We start from the raw sequence: 19935 nt of genomic DNA, 5'->3' as shown, positions 1-19935 counted from the left end.
GCACGCAGAGCGCACGGACCGGTGCACGCAGGCCCGGGCGCGGCCCTGAAGAGCGTGGCCCGAGAAGCAGGCCGAGAGCAGGACCCGAGTGACCGGACCCGCCCCTGCTCGCGGGCCCCGAAACCTTTCCCCGACCGGGCCGGGCCGACCAGCTGATACTGGATCCGCACGGCCCGGTCCGATGTCTGGAGTCCGGACATGACCAGCACCACCGCACAGACCGCGACAGCGAGCGCGATAGGCAGCGCGTCGGAGGTCGAGCTGCTCATCGGCGGCATGACCTGTGCCTCCTGTGCCGCCCGGGTGGAGAAGAAGCTCAACCGCATGGACGGCGTGAGCGCCACCGTGAACTACGCGACGGAGAAGGCGAGGGTCAGCTACGCCGAGGGGGTCCGGGTCGCCGATCTGATCGCGACGGTGGTGAAGACCGGGTACACCGCCGAGGAGCCCCCGCCGCCGGAGCCCGAGCCGCAGGCCGCGGCCGAGGAGACCCGGGAACGGGACCTCGAGCTCGCCGCCCTCCGGCACCGTCTGCTCGTCTCCGCGCTGCTCGCCGTCCCCGTCGTCCTGCTCGCCATGGTGCCCGCAGCGCAGTTCGACAACTGGCAGTGGCTCTCGCTCACCCTGGCCGCGCCCGTCGTCGTCTGGGGCGGATGGCCGTTCCACCGGGCCGCCTGGACCAACGCCCGGCACGGCGCGGCGACCATGGACACGCTGGTCTCGGTCGGCACGCTGGCCGCGTTCGGCTGGTCGCTGTGGGCACTGTTCTTCGGCGACGCGGGCATGCCGGGCATGCACGACGAGTTCCGGTTCACCGTCTCACGGATGGACGGCGCCTCGGTGATCTACCTGGAGGTGGCCGCCGGGGTCGTCGCGCTGATCCTGCTGGGCCGTTATCTGGAGGCCCGCTCCAAGCGGCGCGCGGGCGCGGCCCTGCGGGCGCTGATGGAGCTGGGCGCCAAGGACGTCGCCGTGCTGCGCAACGGAGGCGAGGAGCGGGTGCCGGTGTCCGCCCTGGCCGTGGGCGACCGGTTCGTCGTACGCCCCGGCGAGAAGATCGCCACCGACGGCACGGTCGTCGAGGGCGTCTCCGCGGTGGACGCGGCCATGCTGACCGGTGAGTCGGTGCCGGTGGACGTCGGCCCCGGCGACCGGGTCACCGGCGCCACGGTCAACGCGGGCGGCCGGCTGGTGGTGGAGGCGAGCCGGATCGGCGCCGACACACAGCTGGCCCGCATGGCGAAGCTGGTGGAGGACGCGCAGAACGGCAAGGCCGAGGTGCAGCGCCTCGCGGACCGGATCTCCGCCGTCTTCGTCCCCGTGGTCATCCTCGTCGCCGTCGCCACCTTCGGCGTCTGGCTGGCGGTCACCGGGGACACGGTTGCCGCGTTCACCGCCGCCGTCGCCGTCCTGATCATCGCCTGCCCCTGCGCGCTGGGCCTGGCCACGCCGACCGCGCTGATGGTCGGCACCGGCCGGGGCGCCCAGCTCGGCATCCTGATCAAGGGCCCCGAGGTGCTGGAGTCCACGCGGCGGGTCGACACCGTCGTACTGGACAAGACCGGCACGGTCACCAGCGGCCGGATGACCCTCCAGGAGGTGTACGCCGCCGACGGCGAGGACGAGCAGGAGGTGCTGCGGCTCGCGGGCGCCCTGGAGCACGCCTCCGAGCACCCCGTCGCCCGGGCGATCGCCGCGGGCGCCGAGAAGCGCACCGGAGCGCTGCCGGGGGCCGAGCACTTCGAGAACGTCCCCGGGCGGGGCGTACGCGGGCGTGTGGAAGGCCGTGAGGTGGCCGTGGGGCGGTTGTACGACGCGCTCCCGGAGGAGTTGGCCGAGGCCCGGCGCCGGGCCGAGCAGGAGGGTCGTACGGCCGTCACCGTCGGCTGGGACGGGCGGGCCCGCGGGGTCCTCGCCGTCGCCGACGCGGCCAAGGAGACCAGTGCCGAGGCGGTGCGCGAGCTGCGCGCCCTCGGACTCACCCCGGTACTGCTCACCGGGGACAACCGGACCGTCGCCGAGGCGGTCGCACGCGCCGTAGGCATCGACGAGGTGATCGCCGAGGTGCTGCCCGAGGACAAGGTGGACGTCGTACGTCGGCTGCAGGGCGAGGGGCGGACCGTGGCCATGGTCGGCGACGGCGTCAACGACGCGGCAGCCCTGGCCACCGCCGACCTGGGGCTCGCCATGGGGACCGGAACGGACGCGGCGATCGAGGCCGGCGATCTGACCCTGGTGCGCGGCGACCTCCGGGTGGCCGCGGACGCCATCCGGCTCTCCCGGCGCACCCTCGCCACCATCAAGGGCAACCTGGTGTGGGCCTTCGGCTACAACGTGGCTGCGCTGCCGCTGGCCGCCGCGGGCCTGCTGAACCCGATGATCGCGGGCGCCGCGATGGCCTTCTCCTCGGTGTTCGTGGTGACCAACAGTCTGCGGCTGCGCAGCTTCCACTGAAGTCCCCTGGAGTTACCGGGGGTTATCCCCAGCCGAAGTAAGAGTCCCTCTAGAGTCGGACGCGAGCCTCACATAAGCTCTTCACAAGGCTCGCGCATCATCCTTACGCTTGGGCCTCGATCGCGAGATCGGGGCTCTTGCGTACCTAAAGGACATATGCAAGAGACGCAGATCACAGTGATGCGAACGTAACCATCGAAGGGGTTCGAAGGTCTAAGTTGGCGATGTCAGACCAGCGTCTTGGGGGGCGCTGACTGACGTCTGGGGATGTCTTGGGGGACTTCCTCAGAGATGCGTTGCCGGGGCACGTACACCGGGAAGCTTTGAGCGGCCCTCCCAGCGTGCTTGTCCCGGCAGACCGCACCGCATCACTGGAGTGCGACGGGTTTTGCTCGTTGTGCTCAGACAGCGGTTTCAGGCGCTGTCCTCTCCGAGCGCCCGGCCGGATCCCGTGGGGGGAATCCGTACCGGGACATGGGAAGGCGCCCTGGTCGTCGGCCCGTGGGGGGACCGGCGCTCCAGGGCGCCTTCTTCTTGGCTTCTCGTCACCGGCAGGCCTGCCACCTCACCGGCCGACTTCTCGTCACCGATTCAGGCCCGCCCGGCCCACCGATTCGGGGCCCGTCCAGCCAACCGATTCGGGGCCCGCCCGGCGGGCAGGCCCTCGTACGCGGTGCGCTCACGCCCCGGGCGGCGGGGCGCCGGAACCGGCGCCCCTCACCGGCAGGTCTCAGCGCTCCTCGACCGGCACGAAGTCGCGCTCCACCACACCGGTGTAGATCTGGCGCGGGCGGCCGATGCGGGAACCCGGCTCCTTGATCATCTCGGTCCACTGGGCGATCCAGCCCGGCAGCCGGCCGAGGGCGAACAGGACCGTGAACATCTCGGTCGGGAAGCCCATGGCGCGGTAGATCAGGCCGGTGTAGAAGTCCACGTTCGGGTAGAGCTTGCGCTCGACGAAGTAGTCGTCGGACAGCGCGTGCTCCTCCAGCTTCAGGGCGATGTCGAGGAGCTCGTCCTCCTTGCCCAGCGCGGAGAGCACGTCGTGCGCGGCGGCCTTGATGATCTTGGCGCGCGGGTCGAAGTTCTTGTAGACCCGGTGGCCGAAGCCCATCAGGCGGACGCCGTCCTCCTTGTTCTTCACCTTGCGGATGAAGGTGTCGACGTCGGAGCCGGAGTCGCGGATGCCTTCCAGCATCTCCAGCACGGACTGGTTGGCGCCGCCGTGCAGCGGGCCCCACAGGGCGCTGATGCCGGCCGAGATCGACGCGAACATGTTGGCCTGCGAGGAGCCGACCAGGCGGACCGTGGAGGTCGAACAGTTCTGCTCGTGGTCGGCGTGCAGGATCAGCAGCTTGTCGAGCGCGGCCACCACGACCGGGTCCAGCTCGTACTCGTCGGCCGGGACCGAGAAGGTCATGCGCAGGAAGTTCTCGACGTAGCCGAGGTCGTTGCGCGGGTAGACGAACGGGTGGCCGATCGACTTCTTGAACGCGTACGCCGCGATCGTCGGAAGCTTGGCGAGCAGGCGGATGGTGGAGAGGTTGCGCTGCTTCTCGTCGAACGGGTTGTGGCTGTCCTGGTAGAAGGTGGACAGCGCCGAGACGACCGAGGACAGCATGGCCATCGGGTGGGCGTCGCGCGGGAAGCCCTTGTAGAAGTTCTTGACGTCCTCGTGCAGCAGGGTGTGCCGCGTGATGTCGTTCTTGAACGTCGTCAGCTCGTCGACGGTCGGCAGCTCGCCATTGATCAGCAGGTAGGCCACCTCGAGGAAGGTGGAGCGCTCGGCCAGCTGCTCGATGGGGTAGCCGCGGTAGCGGAGGATGCCCGCCTCGCCGTCGAGGTAGGTGACAGCGGATTTATAGGCGGCAGTGTTGCCGTAACCGCTGTCCAGAGTCACCAGACCGGTCTGGGCGCGGAGCTTCCCGATGTCGAAGCCCTTGTCGCCGACGGTGCTGTCGACCACCGGGTAGGTGTACTCGCCGTCACCGAACCGCAGTACTACAGAGTTGTCGCTCACGTCTTCCCTCACCGACGTAGTGCCTCATCTTCGAGGTGCCCTGACTGTCTCTACCATCCCCCATTTGGCTCAGGAGAGTGCACTCGGGGTCGGCCATTGGGCCTATCGGCGGCACTCAGTGCCGCCAACCTGCTCATCCTGCCCCCTTCGACCGGCAACTGGAAGTGCTCTGTGACCTTCACGACTCATTTGATCGATCATTTTTTGTGATGCAGATCGCTGTGCCTGCTACGATGCAGGTCAGGGGCCGTGCAGCCGGAAATCCAGTGCCGTGCAACGCCGTCCGGCGGACACCGTGCGCACCGCCTGTCCGATCGCCTTGCGTGAACCGACGAGAACGACCAGTCGCTTGGCCCGTGTCACCGCCGTGTACAGCAGGTTCCGCTGCAGCATCATCCATGCTCCGGTGGTGACGGGGATCACCACCGCGGGATATTCACTTCCCTGCGAACGGTGGATGGTGACCGCGTACGCGTGTGCCAGTTCGTCCAGTTCGTCGAATTCATACGGAACCTCCTCGTCCTCGTCCGTCACCACCGTCAGACGCTGGTCGACCGGATCGAGCGAGGTGACCACGCCCACGGTGCCGTTGAAGACGCCGTTCTCCCCCTTCTCGTAATTGTTGCGGATCTGGGTGACCTTGTCGCCGACGCGGAAGATGCGGCCGCCGAACCGCTTCTCGGGCAGGTCGGGCCGGCCGGGTGTGATGGCCTGCTGGAGCAATCCGTTGAGCGCCCCGGCGCCGGCCGGGCCGCGGTGCATGGGCGCGAGCACCTGCACGTCCCGGCGCGGGTCGAGGCCGAACTTCGCCGGGACGCGCCGGGCGGCCACGTCCACGGTGAGCCGGCCGGCCTCCTCGGTGTCGTCCTCGACGAAGAGGAAGAAGTCCTTCATGCCGTCGGTGAGCGGATGCTGCCCGGCGTTGATCCGGTGCGCGTTGGTCACCACGCCGGACTGCTGGGCCTGCCGGAAGACCCGGGTCAGCCGCACGGCCGGGATCGGGCTGCCGTCGGCCAGCAGGTCGCGCAGCACCTCCCCCGCGCCGACGCTGGGCAGCTGGTCCACGTCACCCACGAAGAGCAGATGGGCGCCCGGCGGCACCGCCTTGACCAGCTTGTTGGCGAGCAGCAGGTCCAGCATGGACGCCTCGTCCACGACCACCAGGTCGGCATCCAGCGGGCGGTCCCGGTCGTAGGCCGCGTCCCCGCCGGGCTTCAGCTCCAGCAGCCGGTGGACGGTGGAGGCCTCGGCGCCGGTCAGCTCGGCGAGCCGCTTGGCCGCGCGGCCGGTGGGGGCGGCGAGCAGCACCTTGGCGCGTCTGGCGCGGGCCAGTTCCACGATCGAGCGGACCGTGAAGGACTTGCCGCAGCCGGGTCCGCCGGTGAGCACGGCGACCTTCTCGGTCAGGGCGAGCTTCACGGCGGACTCCTGCTCGGGGGCGAGGTCGGCGCCGGTCCGGGACTTCAGCCAGCCGAGCGCCTTGTCCCAGTCCACGTCCCGGAAGGCCGGCATCCGGTCCTCGCCCGAGCGCAGCAGGCGCAGCAGCTGGGCGGACAGGGACAGTTCGGCCCGGTGGAAAGGCACCAGATAGACGGCGGTCACGGGGTCCGCGTCGCCGTCGGGTCCGGGCACCTTCTCCCGCACGACCCCCGGGTCCTCACCGTCCCCAGGGGGCTCGGCCAGCTCCGCGAGGCACTCGATGACCAGACCGGTGTCGACCTGGAGCAGCTTCACGGCGTCGGCGATCAGCCGCTCTTCGGGGAGGAAGCAGTGCCCCTGGTCGGCGGACTGGGACAGCGCGTACTGCAGGCCCGCCTTCACGCGCTCGGGGCTGTCGTGCGGGATGCCGACGGACTGGGCGATCCGGTCGGCGGTCAGGAAGCCGATGCCCCAGACGTCGGCGGCCAGCCGGTACGGCTGCTCCTTCACGACGGAGATGGACCCGTCGCCGTACTTCTTGTAGATCCGCACCGCGATGGAGGTCGACACCTCGACGGTCTGGAGGAAGAGCATGACCTCCTTGATCGCCTTCTGCTCCTCCCAGGCGTCGGCGATCTTCCTGGTGCGCTTGGGGCCGAGGCCCGGCACCTCGATGAGCCGCTTGGGCTCCTCCTCGATGATCGTCAGGGTGTCCACGCCGAAGTGCTGGGTGATGCGGTCGGCGAAGACCGGGCCAATGCCCTTGACCAGCCCGGAGCCGAGGTAACGGCGGATGCCCTGGACGGTGGCGGGCAGCACGGTCGTGTAGTTCTCCACGTGGAACTGCTTGCCGTACTGCGGGTGCGACCCCCATCGGCCCTCCATCCGGAGCGACTCCCCCACCTGGGCGCCGAGCAGCGCGCCGACCACCGTGAGGAGGTCACCCGCTCCTCTTCCGGTGTCGACGCGGGCGACCGTGTAGCCGTTCTCCTCGTTGGCGTACGTGATGCGTTCCAGCACGCCTTCGAGCACGGCGAGCTGCCGTTCGCCCGTGGGGTTCCCCGCCTGTTGAGCCATGATCCGACGGTACCGGTGGAGTCTGACAGCGGTACCGGGTTCCGGCTTCGAGGGGCTACCGGCGACTGCGCAGCCGCCCGGACGACTCCGGCCTCCCGGGCGGAAGTTGACCGATTGTGCACCCCTCGCGGACGCGATGTACGTCACCTCCGCGCGCCGGGCCCGCACGAGGGCGCCCGGCGGCCTGACACCCGGCTGACGGAGGCATGACGTCCCCCTGTCAGGGCTCTGACCCGACTCGTGGACAAGTAGGGAAGACCCCATCACAAGGGGCACACAAACCCACACCGTCTTCACCGTGCACCAGTCCAAACGCCGCCACACCGCAGTGACGCGACGTACCAAGACGCACCGAACCGGGATGAACACAACAGGCCAATGTCTGGATTGGCCTTGCTGCTGCCCTCCCCCGGGACCCAGACTCGCTGCTGTACGACGCATGACCGTTCGGGCGCTTTAGTCATACTCGAGCGGAAATCTCCTCGCATGCCCTTCATTCGGCATGTTTCACAGCGCCATCACATCGGCGCGTTCCGATCTCCACCTTCTCCGAAGGGAGTTCGTCATGTCCCGTACCCCGAACCCGCAGGACGCCCTGGAGCTCCAGGACCTCGGCCTGGACGCGGACCTGGACCTCACCGACCTGACCGTGACCTCGCTGCGCGACACCGCCGCGCTGCCCGAGAACGGCGCCTCGTGGGGCTCCTGCTCGTGCCAGGGCTCGTCGTCGTGCGCGCAGCCGCAGGTGGAAACACCCGTGGTCCTCTGACCCCGCGCCCGCCCCGGACACCGTCCTTCGATCCAGAGAGGCTCCACATGCCCGACCACCGCGAGGACCTCCTCGCCCTCGAGGACCTCGACTCGGCGAGCTGACCGTCACCGCCCTGCGGGACACCGTCGCGCTGCCCGAGACGGGCGCCTCCGGCGGAGCGAGCTCGTGCTCGTGCGGCTCCTCCTCGTGCGCCCAGCCCAGGCTGCCCGACCTGCCCTTCCAGTGCGCCCTCGGCCTCGCATCCCACGAGGCCGGTGAGCTACGGCTCCCGTGCGGCCGGCCGGCTCGTCCGATCCTGTCCGGCCGGCCGCACAACCCCGCGCCCACCCCGCCGTTCCGACACGGTCCGCCGGCTTCCACCTGGTCCGCCGGTTTCCACCCGGTCCGCCGAAGCGGTCCGCGCATTCCCGCCCGCTCCGCCGATCCCGCCCGCCCTCCGAGCCCTACGCCGGGAGCCCCGTCATGCCGTACTCCGCCCCGCCGGCAGCCCCGGTGCGCGTGCCGCCGCCCGACCAGGCCGACCCGGCGGACCCCTGCGACCCGGCAGATCCCTGCGACCCGGCGGACCCGTACGGCCGGACCGCGCCGTACGCCCTCGTCCGTACGACCGTGCTCCCGTACCCCGCCGAGACCGCCCCCGCCGCCGAGTTACGGGCCCGGCTCGCCCGGCTCACCGCCCTGGCCGCCCAGGACGCCGCCCTGCGGGCCGCCGTCTGCGACGACCTCTTCGCCGCGCGCGCCGGCCACGACGAGGAGTTCCACCGGCAGGTGGTCCTCCCGCTCCGCCGCGCCCTGCACAACGGCCGCGAGCCCCGCCCTGCCCTCCTCGGCCGGCTCGGCGCCCTTCCCGACCGGGTGCCGCGGCTCGCCGACTGGCTCGCCCTGCGCGAGCTGCGCGCCCTGCTGCTCGACGAGCTCGACGCCGCCGTCCCACCCGCCCTGACTGCCGAGCGCGTCGCGCTCGCCGCTCTCTGCCGATCCCCCGCCTTCACCCGGGCCATCGCCCTGACCAGCGCCGACCTGCTGCGGGCGGTCAGCAGGGCCGGCCGGGGCGAGACCGGGCGGCGGGCGCGCAAGGAGGAGGCCTCGGTCCTGCGGCACGCCTTGCGGGCCAGCACGAAGACCAGTCCGCTGTCGTGGTTCACCGCCGTCGGGTGGGCGGCCGGCTCGTCCGTCGGCACAGCTGCCACGGCCACCTCCGCTCCGGAACCCGGGCCCGGGTCCACCGCCCCGCTGACCTCTGTGGTCAAGGAGAACCGCACCCTCGTCGCCGCACTCACCGCGGCCCTGCTCGACGAGCCGCGCCGCCGCCGCGCCCTCCCCCACCGCATGACGAGCACCGCACGGGTGGCCGACGGGCAGGCCCGCTTCGCCCGCACGGAGGCGCTGTTCGCCGGCGGACGGTACCTGGTCACCCGCGAGGACGAGGTCGAGGTGGCCGCCCGCCCGGCGCTGGACACGCTCGCCGCCGCCCTCGCCGACGGCCCGCTCGCCCTCGGCACGCTGACCGCCCGGCTCGCCGCCGACCTGGGCCGCACACCGGACGACCCCGCCGTGGCGGGCTTCGTGGACCGGCTCGCCGACTCCGGGCTGCTCGTGCCCGCGGAGCCCGTCGACCCGCAGCACCACGCCCCGCTCCTCGCGCTCGCCGACTGGCTGCGCCAGTGGCCCGCGGACGCCGTCCTGGCGGACCGGATCGCCCGACTCGCCCATGACACACAGAGGTTCGCGGACACGCCCGCCGCCGAGCGCCCCGCCCTGCTCGCCGCCCTGGCCGGCCGCTGGCACGAGCTGCTCGCCGACACCGGCCGAGCCGTCCCGCCGGACGCGGCCCCGCTGACCGCCCTCACCGAGGACGTCGTCGTCCCCGTTCGCCTGTCCCCGCGCCGCCCGCCGGCCCCACCGGGCAGGGACGGGCGGACCACGGGACTGCCCTACGAGGACCGGCCCGCCGGATACGACCCGTTCACCCCGGCCGACCACACGGCGCTCACCGAACTCACCTCTCTGGCCGAGCTGTTCGACCTCGGACACGTGATGAGCCGGGTCGCCCGGGACCGCTTCGTCGCCCGCTACGGGGAGGGCGGCACCTGTCACGACCCGTGGGACTTCGGCGCCGACACCGCCGCCGCCTGGGAGGAGTCCGGCCGCTTCGTGGGCCTGCCGTCCGACGACCCCGAACTGCCGGCCGCAATGGTCGAACTCGCCTGCCTGCGCGAGGAGTTCGCGGCGCTGGCACGAAGGGCTGCAGGGCCGGCCGGGGACACGGCTCCCGAGATCGTCCTGCCGGCCGACCCCGTCCGCGCCCTCGCCGACCGTCTGCCCGACTGGACGGCCGCCCGGCCGCTCAGCTACTCCCACTTCGCCCAACGTGCCCACGACGACGGGCTGTTGTGCATCAACCACGTCTACGGCGGCTGGGGCCGGTTCACCAGCCGCTTCCTCGACGCCATGCCCGCGAGCGCCGCGGCCACGGTAGGCGAGCGCGTCCGTCGCGGCCTCGGCGCGGGCGCGCGGGCGGCCCAGGTCCGGCCGCCGGGCGGGTTCAACGCCAACCTCCACCCGCTGCTGCTCGCCGAGGAGATCGGACCCGACCGCGGCCGGGCCGCCCTCGCCGAGGCCGACCTCGATCTCGTCCACGACCCGGCCACCGACCGGCTCCGGCTGCGCGTACGGGCGACCGGCGACCCGCTGGACGTGCTCTACCTGGGCTTCCTCGCCCCGATCATGCTGCCGGGGCGGCTCGGGCCGTTCCTCTCGGACCATCCCGAGGGGGTGGTGGACTTCCGTCCGCTGCTGCCCCGGCACGCCATGGCGGCGCCGGGCGGCCAGGTGGTCCGTACGCCGCGGCTGCGCCACCGCCACCTGGTGCTGGCCCGGCGCCGCTGGCACCTCGGCCCGGGCGTGCTCGACGCACTGCGCGCCGGCCTAGCCGCGGAGGAGCGGGAGGTGCCGGCCGCCGCGGTGGCCCGCTGGCGGGCCCTGCTCGACCTGCCGGATCAGCTCTTCCTGCACCCGGTTGCGCGGCCCCCGGCCGGGCGCGCGGTCGACGACTTCGTCGCGCGGCTGCGGGCGCCCAAGCCGCAGGCGCTCGACCTGGGCAACGCCCTGCACCTGCGCTGCCTGGGCAGTTGGCTGGCACGCCACCCGCAGGGCGTCGTCCTGGAGGAGGCCCTGCCCGCCTTCGGCGGCCGGGACCAGCCCGTCCACGCCGTCGAGTCCGTCCTCGAGACGTACCGCCCGGCCCGCCGCCGTGCAGCCGACCGGGCCACGCCACGGCCCGCCGTCCCGCCCGTACGCCGCCGAGGAGGCACCCGATGAACGCCCCGGCCGGCCCCGCCCCCGCCCCGCTGGACCGGGCCGTGCCCGGCTCCGCCCCGCTGGACCCCGCCGTGCCCAGCCCCGCCACCGCACCGCTGGACCCCGCCGTGCCCGGCTCCACGGCGGCCCTCGACGTCGTCCTGTACGACTACCGCGAGGACAAGGCTCCGCTGCTGCGCGAGGCGGTGCTGCCGTCGGCCCGCCGGGCCGCAGCCGAAGGCCTGACCGCGCACGTCGAGCGCCACTGGCTGTACGGCCCGCACGTACGGCTCCGGCTGCGCGGTGCACCCGGCCCGGCGGCCGCGGCGGCCGAGCGCACCGCGGCCACCCTGCGGACCTGGGCCGCCGACCACCCCTCGGCCGCCCGCGTCACCGAGGAGGAACTCCTCGCCCGGGCCGCGGTGGCCGGCCGTGCCGAGCTGATCGCCCCGCCGTACGGCCCGCTCGTACCGGACGGCACGGTCCGCGTCGAGACGGTGGACCGGTCGTCCCTGCGCGCCCTGATCGGGCCCGACGGGGTCCGGCTCCGCGACGACCTGCTGGCGCTGGGCCTGCCGGCGCTCGACACCGGGTGCGCGTTCCTGGGCGGGCACGGAGACGCACCCGCCGCCCGCGTACAGCTCGCGGTCGCGGCGCTGGCCGCGCACGCCGCGGTGCACCCGGAGGGGCTGATCGGCGGCCACTACTCGTTCGTCTCGCACCTCGAGGACTTCCTGGTCTACGAGGACCCGGGAGGGCGGCTGCGGGCGGCCTTCGAACGTCGGTGGGAGGCCACCGGGCCGGGCGCCACCGCCCTGGTCGGACGGATCACGGGCGGCGGGGCGGCCGGCTGGGAACGCGCCTGGGCCGACTGGTCCGCGCAGGCATGGCGCATCGCCGCGGAGCGGTTCGCGGCGGGCGCGGACTTCGCCGGCGATCCCCTCGAGTACCGGGACCGGGCGGCGGTGCTCGGCGACCGGACGGTGGCCGACCGCTGGAACCAGGACGTACGCACCCGCTACAGCGAGTTCCACCGCCGGCTGCGCCGCTCGGACCCGCAGGGGGCGATGTGGAGCCGGCCCGACTACCTGATCTACCGGGCCTGTACGAACGCGCTCTACCGGCTGTTCGCGATCTGCGACGTACGGCCGGTGGAGCGGTACCTCGCCGCGCACCTGGTCGTGCGCACGGTGCCGGAGCTCACCGGGCACACCTGGCAGGGCCGCATCGACGAGGTGATCGCGGCGGTGGAGGGCGCGTCATGACCACCGCCCCCGCCGCCGCGGCGGGCACGGCCCCGGAGCCCCCGGACCCCGCTCGGGGCGGGGAGCCCGCCCTGCAGACGCCCGAAACCCCACTGACCCCCGTTACCCCCGTCGCCTCCGAAGCCCCCGTCGCCCCCGTCGCCTCCGAAGCCCCCGTCGCCCCCGTCGCCCCCGTCGCCCCCGGGGCGCGGCCGGCACCGCGGCTCCGGCTGCGCCCCGGCGTGGCCGCCACCCCGCTGCTCACGGGTCTGCACCTGCGCGGCCGTGGCGCCGTCGTCACGCTGGAGGGCAGCCGCGCGCTGCCGGCCCTGTGGCAGCTGCTCTCGGAGCGGCTCGCTCCGGACCGCGCGGCGCGGGGCGACGGCGACGCACAGGCCGGTACCGGGGCCCGGACGAACGCCGGTACCCGGACCGCCACCGGTACCCGGACCGCCACCCATGCCCGGACCGACGCCCAGGCACAGGCCGACACCGAAACGCAGGCCGATGGCGGAGCGCGGGCCGTGGCCCGGGCAAGGGCCGCCGCGAGCGGTCGGGCCGGCTCTCGGGTGGACGCCGCGCTCGCCACCCTCACAGCCCGACTGCGCGAACACGACCTGGTGGTCGAGCACCCGGACGGAGCCGAACTCCCGCCCTGGCCGGGTTCGTCGGCCGCCCACCCGGCCGAGGCGGTCGAAGCGATCCGGACTGCGCGACCGGTCGTCGCAACACCGGATCCCGAGGGCCCTCTCGCCATGGGCCTCGTACGGGCGCTCCGCCGCGCGGGGGCGAGCCCGCGGGTCACCGTCGACGGACGGCTGCCCGTCGGCCGGGCCGTGGTCACGGCCGACGCGCCGTCCGGGACCGTGGCGCTGGCCGTGTCCTGCGACGCCGACGGCGGCTTCGTCACCGAGCCCGGGCCCCCGAACCGCGCCCGCTCCGACGCCCACGCCATCGCCACCCGCCTCGCCACCGGCACCACGGCCACCGCCACCGCCACCAGCACCAGCACAGGCACAGGCACCGGCACCGGCACCGGCACACCACCGTGGGCACCGGGCGATCCCGTCACCGCGCAGTCGCGGTCGGCGGCGCCTGCCACGGCGCCTGTCGGTGCCGGGGCGCCGTCGCAGACGGCTGCCGGGGCGCCGTCCCGTACGCATTTCGCGCTGCTCGCCGGTGCCGCGGCCGGGCGGCTGCTCGCGGCCGTCGCCGACCTGCCCGACCCCGCCGCACACGAGGACGCCTCCAGCACGGCGAAGGCCGGGCACCCGGCCGTGCTGATCGCCCGGGCCGAGCCGCCGGAGGCGACGTACCACCCGTGGGCGGCGGCCCCGCGGGCCGCCGGCCGGAGGCCGGACGCCCCGCCCGCGCCGGACCTCGGGGAGGCCCTGCGCCGGGTGACGGCCCTGGGCGACCCCCGTCTCGGCGTGCTCGACGCGCCGCTGCCCGGGGACCTGCCGCAGCTCCCCGCGTCGCTCGCATCCTGCCGGACCCCGGAGGGTCTGCTGGTCGCCGGCGCGGTACGGGCGGACCTGGCCCGGCTGGAAGCGGCCTGCCGGGCCGCCGAACTCGCCCTCGCCGACGGCCCGTCCGCCCCGGTCGTCGGAGCGGGCCCCGACCATGCCCACGGCCGGGCACTGCGCCGTGCCGTCCTCGACCGCATCGGGCTGGAAGCCGCCTCCACCGCGTGCGAGGCGGATCCGGTCGCTGCCGGCGCCCGCACCGACGGGATCGGGGCCGGCGCCCGCACCGACGGGATCGGGGCCGACGTCTGGCGCATGCACCCTCAGGCCCGCCACTGGTGGACCGTGCTGACCGAACGCATGGGTCGCTCCGCCGATCTGTCGGTCCGGCAACTCGGCGCCGAGGAAGCCCATGCGGCCGTCGTCCGGGTCCGGCCGACCCCGGCCGGTACCGGCGCCGCCCCCGGCACGGTGAGCCGCGCCGTCGAGGCCACCGCGGCCGACGCCGTGGCCCTCGCCGCCCTCGACGCGATCACGCGCGCGATGGCGGCGGAGCACGCACCGGACCGGGCGCTCCACACCACGCTCAGCGGCGCCGCGGCTGCGCTCGCCGCGGCGGGCGTCGAGCCGGCCGGCTGGGCGGACGAGGGCTGGACCGACGCCTGGCTGGCCGGGATCGCCGCCCGGGAACCGGCCCTGCGCGCCGCCCTGTACCGCCTGACCGGCCTGCTCCCCGAACCCTGGCGGGGCACCGGCCGGCACCCCCTCGCCGACGCCCTGCGCGCATCCGGATTCACGGTCCTGGCCGGACGGGGAGGCCCCCGATGAACACCACCGATCCGCACGCCGTCCGCATCCCCGATCCGCACGCCGCCCCCGTCCCCGATCCGCACGCCGCCCCCGCCCTCGATCCGTACGCCGTCCCCGTCCTCGATGTCCCCGTCCTCGATCCGGCGGCGGCGCTCGCGACCGCCGCGGGCACCGCCGTCGTGCGGCTGACCGCGTGGGACCTCGGACTGGCCGAGCGGCTCAGCCGGCACGCCCTGGCCCGTCCGGTGCGGTTCGTGCCGGTGCGCGAGGACGGGGCGCTGACCGTGATCGGGCCCGTACTCCACCCCGGGGCGCGGGCCTGCGTCGGCTGCGCGGAGTACCAGCGGCTGGCCACCGCGGGCGGCCGGGTGCCGTGGCAGAGCCCGCGGCTGGCGCTCGGCGGCACCGGGACCCCGCCGCTGGCCGAGGCGGCGCTCCGGCTCGCGGCAGACCTGCTGGCGGCCGGCCCGCCCGAACCGGAGCCGCCCGCTCCCGATCGCCACGCCACGGCCACTCCCGATCGCCACGCCACGCCCGCTCCCGATGGCCACGCCACGCCCGCTGCCGACCCGCGCGCATCGGGCCCCGGCGTCCCCGACCCGGTCGAGGCCGACCCGGTCGAGGTCGACGACCGGGCCGTCGTCCACATCCTCCAGGGCGACCGGTACACCTGGTCCACCCACCGCATCCGGCCGGTCGGCGGCTGCCCGGTCTGCCGGCCGCTGCCGGACGACTCGCCCGCCGGCGCCCGGTTGCCCGCCGAGCCCCGGCCGCTGCCCGACCCGTCGGTGCTGCGCGGCCCCAACGCCCGCACCACGCCCGCCCGTTTGCGTGCCGAGTTGCACGACGAGCGGTTCGGGCCGGTGCGTCGGCTCTTCAGGACCGAGGACTCCGCGTTCGCGCTGACCACCGCCTGGGTGACGGACGGCCGCTCCCTCGACGACGGCGGCTACGGCCGGTCGGGCGACTTCCGGTCCAGCGAACGCGTCGCCCTCTTCGAGAGCGTGGAGCGGTTCGCCGGTATGCGGCCCACCGGCCGCCGCACCGCGCTCCGCGCCTCGTACGCCGACCTCGTCGCCGCGGGCGAGCACGCCGTACTCGACCCCGTCCGGCTCGGTCTGCCGGATCCCGAGTTCGACGGCCACCCCGCCCGCCGGACCGTCCCGTACTCCCCGGACCTCGTACTCGACTGGGTGTACGGCTGGTCGCTCACCGAGCGCCGCGCGCTGGCGGTACCCGAGCACGTGGCGTACTGGGACGTACCGGGGCCGGACCGGCCGCGGGTGGTGTACGAGTCCTCGAACGGCTGCGGACTGGGCAACAGCCCCCAGGAGGCCGCGCTGTACGGGCTGTTCGAGGTCGCCGAACGCGACGCCTTCCTGATGGCCTGGTACGCGCGCACCCCGCTGCCCCGGCTCGCCGTCCCCGTCGACGACCCGGAGGTCACCGCCCTGGCCGACCGCGCCGCGCTGCTGCGCTACCGCCTGACCCTGCTGGACGCCACCAACGATCTGGGCGTCCCGGCGGTGATCTCGCTCTGCCGCTACGAGGGCGCGCATCCCGACGCGCCCGGCGCGTTCCTGGCCGCCGGCGCCCACCACGACCCGCGGGTTGCGATCCGCTCGGCGGTGGCCGAGGTGGTCACCAACGTCCAGGAGGCCGCCCGCCGTTCGGCCCCGGGCGGTCCCCGGGACCCGGAGCGGCTGCGCCCGATGCTGGACCGCCCCGAGCTGGTGCTGGACCTCGACGACCACGTCGGCCTCAACACCCTGCCCCAGGCACAGCACCGGCTGGACTTCCTGTTCGGCGGCACCGCGGAGACGCCGTGGTACGAGCGGTGGCCGGGGGCGCCCGAGCCGGTGGCGGACCTGACGCTGCTGCTGGAGCGGACCGTTGAGCGGCTGGCCGCCGAGGGACTGGAGGTCGTCGCGGTCACACAGGACGAGCCGGGCGTACGGGACCGGCTGGGGCTGCACTGCGCCAAGGTGATCGTCCCCGGCACGCTTCCGATGACCTTCGGGCACGTCAACCGCCGCACCTCGGGGCTGGACCGGCTGCTGGAGGTGCCCCACCGGCTGGGCCGTACCGCCAGGCCGCAGCGCCGCGACGAACTGCCCCTCGACCCCCACCCCTTCCCGTGAGGACGCGATGACGACCGCCCGCCCCCGCCCCCGCCCGGCCGCCTCCGGCGCCGCGCCCGAGGGCCCCGGACACCCCTGGCACAGCCTGCACCTCGCCCTGCACACCGGCGGCGCGGAGACGGACGCGTTCGTCACCGACGACCTCGCCCCGCTGATGGACGGCCTGACCGCCGACCCGCGCGCCGCATGGTTCTTCATCCGCTACGGCGAGGGCGGCCCCCACCTGCGGATCCGCTTCCGGGGCCCGCTGCCCGCCGGTGCGGCGGACGGACTTCCCGCCGCCCTGGCCGAGTTGGCGGCCGCCCGGCCCGCTGAGATCACCGGCCCCTGGCCGTCCCGGCACGGCGAGGTGCGCGAGGTACCGTACGTGCCCGAGACCGAGCGGTACGGCGGCCCCGCCGCGCTGCCCCTCGCCGAGGAGGTGTTCGTCCACTCCACCCGCGTGGCGGTCGAGGCCCTGCGCGCGACCCCGGACCGCGCCGCCCGGCTCCCGCTCGCCCTCGGTCTCGCCCACGCCACCGCCCACGCGCTCGGCCTCGACGAACTTCAGGCAGCGGGCTGGCTGCGCCGGCACGCCGCCTCCTGGCGTTGGATCACCGAGGTGGAGCCGCTGCCCGGGGCCGCCGTCCATTCCCGCGTGAACTCGGTGTTCGCCCTCCAGCGGCCGAGCCTGGTCCGGCGCGCCCGGGCCCTGCGCGCCGCCCTCGACGCGGGCACCGCCGCGCCCTGGATGGCTCAGTGGACGCGCCGGGTCGGCGCCGCGGACGCCCGGTTGCGCAGCGCCCTGCCCGCGGAGCGGGCCGCCCGGCGCGTGCCCTGGGTGTGGGCCTCCCAACTGCACATGCTGTTCAACCGGCTCGGCGTGACCCCCGACGAGGAGCGGGCCGTCTGCCACCTCGCGGCCCGCACGCTGCTGGAGACCGGGGACGACCCGGGGTTCTTCCCCGCCGGGCACCGCGCGGCCGACTACCAGTACCTGGAACGCAGCAAGTTCCGGATCGGGCGGCCCGAGGACACCGCACTGCGCGACCTGCCCCCGCCGCCGGCCCCTTCGGCGGCCCAGTCGGCGGCCGAACTCCCGTTGCCCGCCGCCCCCTTGCCGGAGCTGTCGCTCGCCGAGGCGCTGCACCGGCGCAGCTCGGTGCGCGGGCCGCTGCACGGGCCGCTGGACGCGGGGATCCTGGGCGGGCTGCTGTGGTCCGCGTACGCCGAGAGCCACGCGACGCACCGGCCGCTCGCCGACGGCACCGTACACACCCGCCGGCACCGCCCGTACCCGAGCGCCGGTGCCCTCTACAGCGTGCGCGTGCGCCTGGTGGCGCTGCACGTCGCGGGGCTGGCCGCGGGCACGTACCACTGCGTGCCGGAGCGCCGCGCACTGCTCCCGATCGGGCCGGCGCCGACCGTCGCCGAGCTCAAGGCGCTGTCCTCGTATCTCTCCCGGCCGGCGGACGACCCGGACGCGGTGGGCATCGACGAGGCCCCGGCGGTGCTCGCGGTCCATCTCGACCTCGGCCTGCTGCGCCGCCGCTACGGCCTGCGGGCGCTCAGGCTGGGCCTGCTGGAGGCCGGCCACCTCGCGCAGACACTGCTGCTCACCTCGGCGGCGTTCGGTCTGGCCACCCTCCCGCTCGGCGGCCTCCACGACGACCTGACCCACGAGCTTCTCGGCCTCGACGGCCTCGACGAGCCGGTCCAGTACCTCCTCCCCCTGGGCCGCCCCGCCCCTCCCGTCCAGGCGTACTGACCACGAGCGTTGCCGCCGGTGCCCTTGCGGTGCACCGCACCCGGGGGACGCCATGCCGTCCCCCGGCCCGAGCAGGACGGCTCTCGGCAGTTGTCCACGGGGTTCCTCGCAGCTCCTTCGCCGGCCGGTGGATGAACCGTGCGAGAGGGGGAGCCGGCGATGAAGGTGCCGGTGAAGGCCGTCACGGAGGACGACGTGGCGGGCTTCAGCGGCCGAGAGGGGTAGCCTCGGCGGCTCACGGAGGCCAACGGGCTTGTGGTCGTGCACAGTTGGTGACGACCGCCCGCCCCGGACCGTCTCGCATCGGGTCATCTCTTGGGTATGAGGAGATCAATTCCATGTACGACTACGACCTCCTGGTCGTGGGTTCGGCCAATGCCGACCTGGTGATCGACGTCGAACGGCGGCCGGCCGCCGGCGAGACGGTGCTCGGCGGCGATCTCGGCGTCCACCCGGGCGGCAAGGGCGCGAACCAGGCGGTCGCCGCCGCCCGGCTCGGGGCGCATACGACGCTGCTGGCCCGCGTCGGTGACGATGCCCACGGCCGCCTGCTCCTCGACTCGCTGCGGGCGGCCGGGGCGGACACGGTGGGCGTGCTGGTGGGCGGGGCGCCGACGGGCGTCGCGCTCATCACCGTCGACCCCACCGGGGACAACAGCATCGTGGTCTCCCCCGGCGCCAACGCCCGGCTGGCGCCCGCGGACGTCCGGGCCGCCGTCAGCCTCTTCCTCGCCTCACGGGTCGTGTCGGCGCAGCTGGAGATCCCGCTGGAGACGGTCGTGGAGGTCGTACGGACCCTCGCGGAGGGAAGCAGGTTCGTGCTGAACCCGTCCCCGCCGCGGGCGCTGCCCACGGAGGTCCTGGCGGCCTGCGACCCGCTGATCGTGAACGAGCACGAGGCCCGGGTGATCCTCGGCGACGCCTGCGTGAGCGAGGAGCCGGCCGACTGGGCACGGCTGCTGCTGGCCAAGGGCCCGCGCTCGGTGGTGGTGACGCTGGGCGCGGAGGGGGCGCTGGTGTGCGACGCCTCCGGCGTGACGCGGGTTTCGCCGCTGAAGGTGGACGCGGTGGACACCACGGGCGCCGGGGACGCCTTCACGGCGGCCCTCGCGGTGCGGCTGGGCGCGGGCGCGTCACTGGCGGAGGCGGCACGGTACGCGGCCCGGGTCGGGGCGGCGGCCGTGACGAAACGGGGCGCCCAGGAGTCGTACCCGACCGCAGCGGAGGCCGACGCCCTGTGAACGGGGCGGGCGTCCTCGGCCGTCGTCCGGCCGGGGCACTCGCCGAGTCGGGGCACGGTTATGGCCACGGGTATCGGTAGGGGTACGGGTCCAGGGCGAAGCGGCCTCCCGCGCCGGTACAGGCTGCCGGCGTGCGAGCGCCGGACCACCGAAACCGAGGGGGCCCGGGGCGGCGACCCGGGCCCCGCGGCGGTACCCGCCGGGTGCCAACACCCCCAGCGCCCCCCGGGACCCCCCCCGGAGG

General features: G+C 74.5%; 10 protein-coding genes and 1 pseudogene. 9 read left to right on the top strand and 2 right to left on the bottom strand.

Annotation, left to right across the window (positions count from 1 at the left end; genetic code table 11):
• The first annotated feature begins 198 nt into the window (after positions 1-198).
• Positions 199-2454: a heavy metal translocating P-type ATPase gene (locus AB0H32_RS24680; protein WP_361124355.1), complete on the top strand. Its 2256-nt coding sequence runs from the start codon at positions 199-201 to the stop codon at positions 2452-2454.
• A gap of 730 nt (positions 2455-3184) precedes the next feature.
• Here the strand turns inward: AB0H32_RS24680 and AB0H32_RS24675 are convergent.
• Together AB0H32_RS24675 and AB0H32_RS24670 are read right to left on the bottom strand one after the other, a co-directional pair.
• The gene (locus tag AB0H32_RS24675; RefSeq protein WP_361124353.1) at positions 3185-4474 is read right to left on the bottom strand and encodes a citrate synthase; all 1290 of its coding nucleotides are present in this window, start codon (positions 4472-4474) and stop codon (positions 3185-3187) included.
• 240 nt (positions 4475-4714) lie between these two features.
• The gene (locus AB0H32_RS24670; protein ID WP_361124352.1) at positions 4715-6970 is read right to left on the bottom strand and encodes an ATP-dependent RecD-like DNA helicase; all 2256 of its coding nucleotides are present in this window, start codon (positions 6968-6970) and stop codon (positions 4715-4717) included.
• Between the two features lie 565 nt (positions 6971-7535).
• Between AB0H32_RS24670 and AB0H32_RS24665 the strand changes: the two genes are divergently transcribed.
• From AB0H32_RS24665 to AB0H32_RS24630, 8 genes and pseudogenes are all read left to right on the top strand, one after another.
• Positions 7536-7739 (top strand): thiazolylpeptide-type bacteriocin, encoded by a 204-nt coding sequence (locus AB0H32_RS24665; protein WP_361124350.1) that lies wholly within the window; start codon positions 7536-7538, stop codon positions 7737-7739.
• 100 nt (positions 7740-7839) lie between these two features.
• Positions 7840-7920, top strand: a pseudogene (locus tag AB0H32_RS24660) (thiazolylpeptide-type bacteriocin); the annotation flags it as partial.
• A gap of 284 nt (positions 7921-8204) precedes the next feature.
• The gene (locus AB0H32_RS24655) at positions 8205-11063 is read left to right on the top strand and encodes a lantibiotic dehydratase (RefSeq protein WP_361124348.1); all 2859 of its coding nucleotides are present in this window, start codon (positions 8205-8207) and stop codon (positions 11061-11063) included.
• Positions 11060-12307, top strand: a complete 1248-nt coding sequence (locus AB0H32_RS24650) for a hypothetical protein (protein WP_361124346.1) — start codon at positions 11060-11062, stop codon at positions 12305-12307. Before AB0H32_RS24655 ends, AB0H32_RS24650 begins: the two co-directional genes overlap by 4 nt.
• The gene (locus tag AB0H32_RS24645) at positions 12304-14580 is read left to right on the top strand and encodes a hypothetical protein (RefSeq protein WP_361124344.1); all 2277 of its coding nucleotides are present in this window, start codon (positions 12304-12306) and stop codon (positions 14578-14580) included. Before AB0H32_RS24650 ends, AB0H32_RS24645 begins: the two co-directional genes overlap by 4 nt.
• Positions 14577-16703, top strand: coding sequence for a TOMM precursor leader peptide-binding protein (locus tag AB0H32_RS24640; protein WP_361124342.1), 2127 nt, complete (start codon positions 14577-14579; stop codon positions 16701-16703). Before AB0H32_RS24645 ends, AB0H32_RS24640 begins: the two co-directional genes overlap by 4 nt.
• A gap of 7 nt (positions 16704-16710) precedes the next feature.
• Complete coding sequence (locus AB0H32_RS24635; RefSeq protein ID WP_361124340.1) at positions 16711-18450, top strand: thiopeptide-type bacteriocin biosynthesis protein; 1740 nt, start codon at positions 16711-16713, stop codon at positions 18448-18450.
• 338 nt (positions 18451-18788) lie between these two features.
• On the top strand, positions 18789-19691 hold the full coding sequence (locus tag AB0H32_RS24630; RefSeq protein WP_361124338.1) for a ribokinase: 903 nt from the start codon (positions 18789-18791) through the stop codon (positions 19689-19691).
• The last annotated feature ends 244 nt before the right edge of the window (positions 19692-19935 follow it).

The organism is Streptomyces sp. NPDC020362 (genome assembly GCF_040642095.1).
GTDB lineage: Bacteria > Actinomycetota > Actinomycetes > Streptomycetales > Streptomycetaceae > Streptomyces.
Note: the sequence above shows the minus strand (reverse complement) of the source record. Positions and strands in the feature narration are given on the sequence as shown.